Below are 6,779 nucleotides of genomic sequence, written 5' to 3'. Positions count from 1 at the left end.
GATTTTGAATCATATTTTTTCAGCCTTGATGGCCTACGTTGAGATACAAAAGAACCAGTTTGAGGGGATCTTTGAAAATGTATATCGTTGGCAGAAGAAATTATTTAGACCAGTTATCAAAAACTTCATTGATGACTTTATTCTCGATAAAAATCATCTGCTATCACAGAGAATCTATAAATAATAGTGCGTAAGTCCTAATATATTGGGGCTGTGATTGCCCCTAGAATAAAAAAATACACACAATATTCTAAATTTATGCATAATACGCCCTTTTTTAAAATTGATTAGGCTTTCCTTGCTGACACGGTGAGGGGGATTTTCTAGCTCAGGCATATCGAATTTATCCAATTTTATGCCTGTGGAAAATGTTGAAATATACACCAGATACAGGAGCTTCTCATGAGTTTACCTCTCATCCGTAAGCCATTTATTCAGGACATGGCAATCACCGTTGCAACTTCCATGATGAACAATGCCTATGCTGCCCGTAGGCAACAACAGATACAGCACTTTCGCCCCATCGTTACAGCGCTTGTTCATCTACATAACAAATAGAATAAATGGAATAAAATATGGAATTTACTTTTAATGGTTTCTACACGCTAATTTCGTCAGTGATCGTTCTGTTATTGGGACGTTTACTGGTCAACAAAATTGATTTCTTAAGACGCTACAACATTCCTGAACCTGTCGCAGGCGGTTTGGTGGCAGCAGTGGTTTCCCTGCTGGTGCATTCGCTCTGGGGCTACAGTATTGTTTTCAGCAGTCAGTTGCAAACCAGTTTTATGTTGATCTTTTTTGCCTCGATTGGCTTAAGTGCAAACTTTATGAAGCTCAAGGAGGGTGGTATTGGATTAGTCATTTTTCTCGTCTGTGTCGCCTCATTCATTGTGGTGCAGAATGCGGTTGGGATGAGTCTGGCAACCTTGTTGGGTATTGATCCATTGGTTGGCCTGATTGCTGGTTCAATTACCTTGACAGGTGGTCACGGAACTGCAGGTGCATGGGGTGAAATCCTTGAAACCCAACATGGAATTCAGGGTGCATTAGCGCTAGGCATGGCAAGTGCAACTTTTGGTTTGATTATCGGCGGCATCATTGGTGGGCCACTTGCAAAACTATTAATCAACCGTTATAGCCTTGCTCAAGAGCAATCATCCACTGCGATTAAGAATCGTGATACCCATTTAGATCAACACCCTGATGAACTCGCACCATTTGAAAATCCGCATCAAGTACGTTTAATCACGGCCGATAATGCGATTACCACATTGGGTATGTTTGCGGCGTGTCTAGCATTTGCTGAATTCATGACAGGTTATAGTAAAGGCACATGGTTTGAGCTGCCAACTTTTGTCTGGGCATTGGGCGGTGGTGTGGTTTTGCGCAACATTCTGGAAAGCATATTAAAGGTTGATATTTTTGATCGTGCAATTGATGTGTTTGGTAATGCATCTTTGTCACTTTATTTAGCGATGGCATTGTTGTCATTAAAGTTGTGGCAGTTAGCCGATTTGGCTGGCCCGCTGGTTGTAATTTTGGGTGCACAAACCATTACCATGGCGTTGTATGCAGCATTTATTACTTTCCGCGTCATGGGCAAAAATTATGATGCAGCAGTTCTTGCTGCTGGTCACTGTGGTTTCGGTATGGGAGCAACGCCAACAGCTGTTGCTAACATGCAAGCAATTACCAACATGTATGGACCATCACATAAAGCATTTTTAATTGTTCCGCTTTGTGGTGCGTTCTTTGTTGATTTAATTAATGCAACAGTAATTCAATTAATTTTGAAATTCTTTATCTAAGTTAGATCAAAAGCCCATACGGGGCTTTTTTGATTCATCCATTTTTTTGAATATGTGATTGACGCACATAAAATTGTTAAGTGAATAAGTGATGAATGAACAATTAAATGCCACGCTGATGTCGTGGGTACAGTTCTTGAATGATCCGCTTTGGAATTTCCTGGTCGTATTACTGGTTGCGGTTGGGGTATTTTACACATTTGTTACGGGTGCGGTACAGCTTCGCTTGTTCCTGCATAGTATCCGTGTGATGAAAGGCAGTCGTAAAGAAACGCAGGATGAACATGGCATTACACCATTTCAGGCTTTTGTCACTGGGCTTGCAAGCCGTGTGGGCGTGGGTAATGTTGCTGGTGTTGCGATTGCAATCGCAATTGGTGGTCCTGGTGCCGTGTTCTGGATGTGGGTCACTGCCTTTCTTGGTATGAGTTCTGCATTTGTTGAATCATCGCTTGCCCAGTTGTTTAAGGTGAGAGACCATCAAAACAAGCAGTTCCGTGGTGGCCCTGCGTACTATATTACTCAGGGCTTAAAACAAAAATGGCTGGGGATTGTTTTTGCACTGTCACTCATTCTGGCTTATGGCTTTGTATTTAATGCCGTGCAGGCAAATGCGATTATTGGTGCGACCTCACATGCCTGGGGATGGGATAAAGCCAATTTTGTATTGGGGCTTGGTGGTCTTGATCTCGAAGTGTCATGGGTTGGGATTGCATTGGTCATTATGACGGCATTGATTATCTTTGGTGGGATCAAGCGTATCGCTAAAGTTGCTGAAAGTATCGTTCCTTTCATGGCATTGCTTTATATCATGGTCGCTTTGTATATTGCGATAGCCAACTTGCCGATGTTGCCTGAGATCTTTAAATTGATCTTTAGCAAGGCATTTCAGTTTGAGGCTGCGGCAGGTGGTTTCTTCGGTGCGATGATTTCTATGGCAATGATGATGGGGATCAAACGTGGCTTGTTTTCCAACGAGGCAGGTATGGGGTCAGCGCCAAATGCCGCTGCGGCCTCTGATGTGAAACACCCTGTGAATCAGGGTCTGGTCCAAATGCTAGGTGTATTTGTCGATACCTTCGTGGTGTGTTCATGTACCGCGATCATCATTATGGTGTCTGGTCTCTATCACGAAGCTGGCTTTGAAGGCGTGACATTGACCCAGAAAGCTTTGGAGAGCCAAATTGGTAGCTGGGGCGGTGGTTTCCTGGCGATTATTCTGTTCCTGTTTGCCTTTACGTCGATTATTGGTAACTATGCCTACGCTGAAAGTAATGTGCAGTTTATCAATAACAATCCTAAAATCATGCTTGTTTTCCGTATTTTAGTATTGGTTATGGTGTACTTCGGTGCAATCACTAGCGTTCCATTGGTTTGGTCTATGGCAGACTTATCGATGGGATTGATGGCAACTATTAACCTGATCGCAATTCTATTGCTGACTCCGATAGCATTGATTTTATTGAAAGACTACACATCTCAGTTAAAGAAAGGTATTAAGGAACCAGAGTTCAAGATTGATCAATATCCTGAACTAAAGAAAAAAGTTGGTTCAGATATCTGGTGATCTTGATAAAAGCTCCTTTCGAGGGGCTTTTTTATGGATTGGCAGTCACAGCAGCAAAAAAACTGATACAGCATTTCAGGCTGGGAAGAGCTAAAATTTAAGCTGGAAACACAGTAAATATGGCAACAACTGCATATGAAACGGCTTAAATCATGCATACTCGGACTATCAGTAATCATTTTAACAGGTTGTCAAACAACTCCACATTTACGTCCAGCAATTGAAGATGCCCAGGCACGGGTGCTGAGCCAGCCTTTTAGCTATATCAAACAACAGCAAAAACGTCCCGTAATCGCTTTGGTTTTGGGGAGTGGTGGTGCACGTGGCTATGCCCATATTGGGGTGATACAAGTGCTGGAACAACAGGGGATTCGTCCAGACTTTATTGTAGGCACTAGTGCAGGGAGTATCGTTGGCTCAATCTATGCCAGCGGCAAAACCGCCGCTGAGTTGCGTGACATTGCCCTAAAGCTGAAAGCCAATGACGTTCGTGATGTCAATGTCAGCTTGAAAGGGTTCTTTAATGGTAAAAAGGTTGAGGATTACATCAACCAGCAGGTGCGCAACACACCCTTGCAACAACTCAAGATTCCAATGTATGTGGTGGCAACTGAACTTAAGGATGGCAGCAGAACAGTCTTTAACTATGGCAATACTGGACAGGCGGTTCGTGCCTCGGCCTCAATCCCCAGCATGTTTGTACCCACCAAAATTCATGATGTTGAATATGTAGATGGTGGGCTGGTCAGTCCTGTGCCTGTTCAGGTTGCACGTGAACTGGGAGCGGATGTAGTGATTGCAGTGGATATTCTGGCCCAGCCGATTCATACTGAAACCAGCAATGTTTGGGGGCTGTTTAACCAGAACATTAATATTATGCAGGGCCGTCTGGCTGAAGAAGAACTGAAAGATGCCGATGTGGTGATTCAACCTGATCTGCGTGAAAAGGCCCATATTTTTGATGTTAAGGGGCGTGAAATGACTATGCAGGCAGGGATTGATGCGGCTCAGTCAAAGCTTTCTGAAATTGAACTTGCCATTCAAAGTAAGAAAAACCTTGTACAACCTGATCAGCAAGATTTTGCCTTAAAGACCTTTCCAGCACATCCTTAAGGTTTATATGGCCACAGAGAGTCGTAACAGCATTAAAATCGTTTCGATGTCCTAAACAAATTGTAAATACTCATCAAAATGCTATGAAAATTTTGGAAAAGCATGTAAATAACTACAACTTACCAAAGTTTCTATCAGACAAAGTTAAGTTTAAGGTTATAGCATGACGTACTTGCGTCAATTGCAATACAACAAGGATTGTTAAGCACGATGTTTAAATCATTTTTTCCCAACCCACGTCCATTTTTTATTTCAGTGGTTGTATGGATGGCCCTGAATATGTTGCTCTGGTATACGGGTGGCCATGGATGGGGGGGATATTTGGGATTCCCAAAGGGCTATGCTGAAGCAGAGTTGCAAATTGGGGTGAGCCGTTTCTGGTCGCCTGCATTTATTTGGTTCTATCTCTGGTTTCTCCTTTCAACCGCCTTATTTGCAGGTTTTTGGGGATTCCTTTCTGATCACAAATGGCAGAAGTGGTCAGTCTGGGGGTCAGCATTTATCTTGTTTAATATCTGGTTTGGGGTGCAGGTCAGTGTTGCAATCAATGCTTGGTATGGACCATTCTGGGACATGATTCAAAAGATGCTAAGCGATGGCGGCGGTAATATTAATGACCTATATAATGGAACTTTGACTTTTCTTTATATTGCAATGGTTGCCGTCACATTCGCCGTAATCAATGCATTCTTTACCAGCCATTATGTGTTCCGCTGGCGTACCGCCATGAATGAATACTACACTGCAAACTGGGATCGGCTTCGTCATGTCGAAGGGGCTTCGCAACGTATTCAAGAAGATACCATGCGTTTTGCCACCATTATGGAAGACTTGGGGGTTGAACTGATTAAGTCAGTGATGGTGCTGATCGCGTTCCTGCCGTTATTATTTAAAATCTCAGAGAAAGTGCCAGTGCTTCCAATCGTGGGTGAGATTGAACATTCACTGGTATGGGCTGCAATTGTCTGGGCGGTCTTTGGAACTGTGGTGTTAATGATCGTCGGTCAGAAATTACCAGGCCTACAATTTAATAATCAAAAGGTTGAGGCAGCCTACCGTAAAGAGTTGGTTTATGGTGAAGACCATGAGAATCGTGCTGATCCACTCACATTAAAAGAGTTATTTGCTCGAGTACGTGTAAATTATTTTAGACTTTATTTTCACTATGCTTATTTTAACCTTGTCGCTATCTGGTATAAGCAACTGGATGTTTTATATAGTCTGGTGGTGCTATTTCCTGCAATTGCCGCAGGTAAAATGACTTTAGGCTTGATCAACCAAATTAGTAACATCTTTGATAAAGTTCGTGAATCATTTCAATATCTCATCAGTTCTTGGAAAACGATTATTGAATTACTCTCAATTTATAAACGTTTAAAAGCTTTCGAGTCAATTTTAAAAAAATAAGTGTGATTAAAAAAACCTGCAACTAGCAGGTTTTTTTGTGTCCATGATTTGATTAATGAGTCGCATTGTAAAAATTTAGAATAGTTCCAACTAAATGCTGTTGGGATTGATCAACGGTGACTTTGATTTCTCTAAAGTTAAACGTGTCTTCATCTTGATATTTGGCTACGCCATGTGTTCTGTTATTCAGCTTAGGAATTTGATAACTAAAGAAAGCGATTTGTTTTGAAGGGTGTACGATCTTCAGTAATTTAAGCGGATCTTGATAACCACCGTATTCATATTCCACACTTTGTTTTAAAAGATGTGGAAAATAAAGCGTCGCATTTGGCATGCCGCAACCTACACAAAATGATGAATCATAAAGCTGAATTGCTTGTTTCTGATTTGGACTCATGATTAAGGCAGATCCAGTACCATTCGCTCCTGCACTTGATTGTATGTCTTGCCAATCTGTAGGTACAAGTACAATTCCTATTTCAGGAATAGCCCATAACTTGAGTTGTTCAGCTTGTTTAGCATCTAATTTAAAATCGAAATGACAGCTTTTTGCGGAACATGATTTAAAGTCTTTTAATAAACCATCTTCCACAGGGTTGAGTGCGGTTACCCCGTAAAAAGGCACTCGAACATCATTTGCAAAAGAAGCTTCACCGAGAGGGTAAATTTGATTTTCTGCTTTTCGTTCTTTTGCACTATTTGAAAACTGAGGGAAATTTGCTTTAAATACTGTAATCTCAGCATGAATGGCTGAGGAGAACATACTCATTAAAATCGTGGGAAATAAAATTGTTCTTTTCATTTTTAAATTTGACCAAACTCAGTTTGCTTTAAGCTAATATCTTCTGCAATAAAATGAGATATGACAAGTGTAGATCAGC

At 41.5% G+C, this 6,779-nt stretch carries 6 protein-coding genes and 1 pseudogene; 6 read left to right on the top strand and 1 reads right to left on the bottom strand.

Features of this window, described 5'->3' with window-relative positions; genetic code table 11:
- The 6 genes and pseudogenes from F972_RS14755 to sbmA form a co-directional block, all read left to right on the top strand.
- Positions 1–184: pseudogene (locus F972_RS14755) on the top strand (IS701 family transposase); the annotation flags it as partial.
- Positions 185–402: 218 nt separating this feature from the next.
- The gene (locus F972_RS15995) at positions 403–558 is read left to right on the top strand and encodes a hypothetical protein (protein ID WP_004681636.1); all 156 of its coding nucleotides are present in this window, start codon (positions 403–405) and stop codon (positions 556–558) included.
- A 17-nt stretch (positions 559–575) separates the two neighbouring features.
- Complete coding sequence (gene gltS, locus F972_RS04145; protein ID WP_004756024.1) at positions 576–1,811, top strand: sodium/glutamate symporter; 1,236 nt, start codon at positions 576–578, stop codon at positions 1,809–1,811.
- A gap of 91 nt (positions 1,812–1,902) precedes the next feature.
- Entirely contained in the window at positions 1,903–3,378 is a 1,476-nt protein-coding gene (locus F972_RS04140) for an alanine/glycine:cation symporter family protein (RefSeq protein WP_004681632.1), read from the top strand.
- A gap of 135 nt (positions 3,379–3,513) precedes the next feature.
- On the top strand, positions 3,514–4,491 hold the full coding sequence (locus tag F972_RS04135) for a patatin-like phospholipase family protein (protein ID WP_004764049.1): 978 nt from the start codon (positions 3,514–3,516) through the stop codon (positions 4,489–4,491).
- A gap of 210 nt (positions 4,492–4,701) precedes the next feature.
- Complete coding sequence (gene sbmA, locus F972_RS04130) at positions 4,702–5,898, top strand: peptide antibiotic transporter SbmA (protein ID WP_004681629.1); 1,197 nt, start codon at positions 4,702–4,704, stop codon at positions 5,896–5,898.
- A 52-nt stretch (positions 5,899–5,950) separates the two neighbouring features.
- Here sbmA and F972_RS04125 read toward each other — a convergent pair whose 3' ends face one another.
- Entirely contained in the window at positions 5,951–6,700 is a 750-nt protein-coding gene (locus F972_RS04125) for a DUF4850 domain-containing protein (protein WP_212749497.1), read from the bottom strand.
- Positions 6,701–6,779: the final 79 nt, after the last annotated feature.

The sequence above is a fragment of the Acinetobacter sp. CIP 102529 genome (assembly GCF_000368325.1).
Lineage (GTDB): Bacteria > Pseudomonadota > Gammaproteobacteria > Pseudomonadales > Moraxellaceae > Acinetobacter > Acinetobacter parvus.
This window is presented reverse-complemented; position numbering and strand designations above follow the sequence as displayed.

Coding starts and splice junctions, on each gene's coding strand:
- F972_RS04135 (WP_004764049.1), top strand. CDS start 3,514: ATGAAACGGCTTAAATCATGCATACTCGGACTATCAGTAATCATTTTA.
- sbmA (WP_004681629.1), top strand. CDS start 4,702: ATGTTTAAATCATTTTTTCCCAACCCACGTCCATTTTTTATTTCAGTG.
- F972_RS04125 (WP_212749497.1), bottom strand. CDS start 6,700: ATGAAAAGAACAATTTTATTTCCCACGATTTTAATGAGTATGTTCTCC.
- gltS (WP_004756024.1), top strand. CDS start 576: ATGGAATTTACTTTTAATGGTTTCTACACGCTAATTTCGTCAGTGATC.
- F972_RS04140 (WP_004681632.1), top strand. CDS start 1,903: ATGAATGAACAATTAAATGCCACGCTGATGTCGTGGGTACAGTTCTTG.
- F972_RS15995 (WP_004681636.1), top strand. CDS start 403: ATGAGTTTACCTCTCATCCGTAAGCCATTTATTCAGGACATGGCAATC.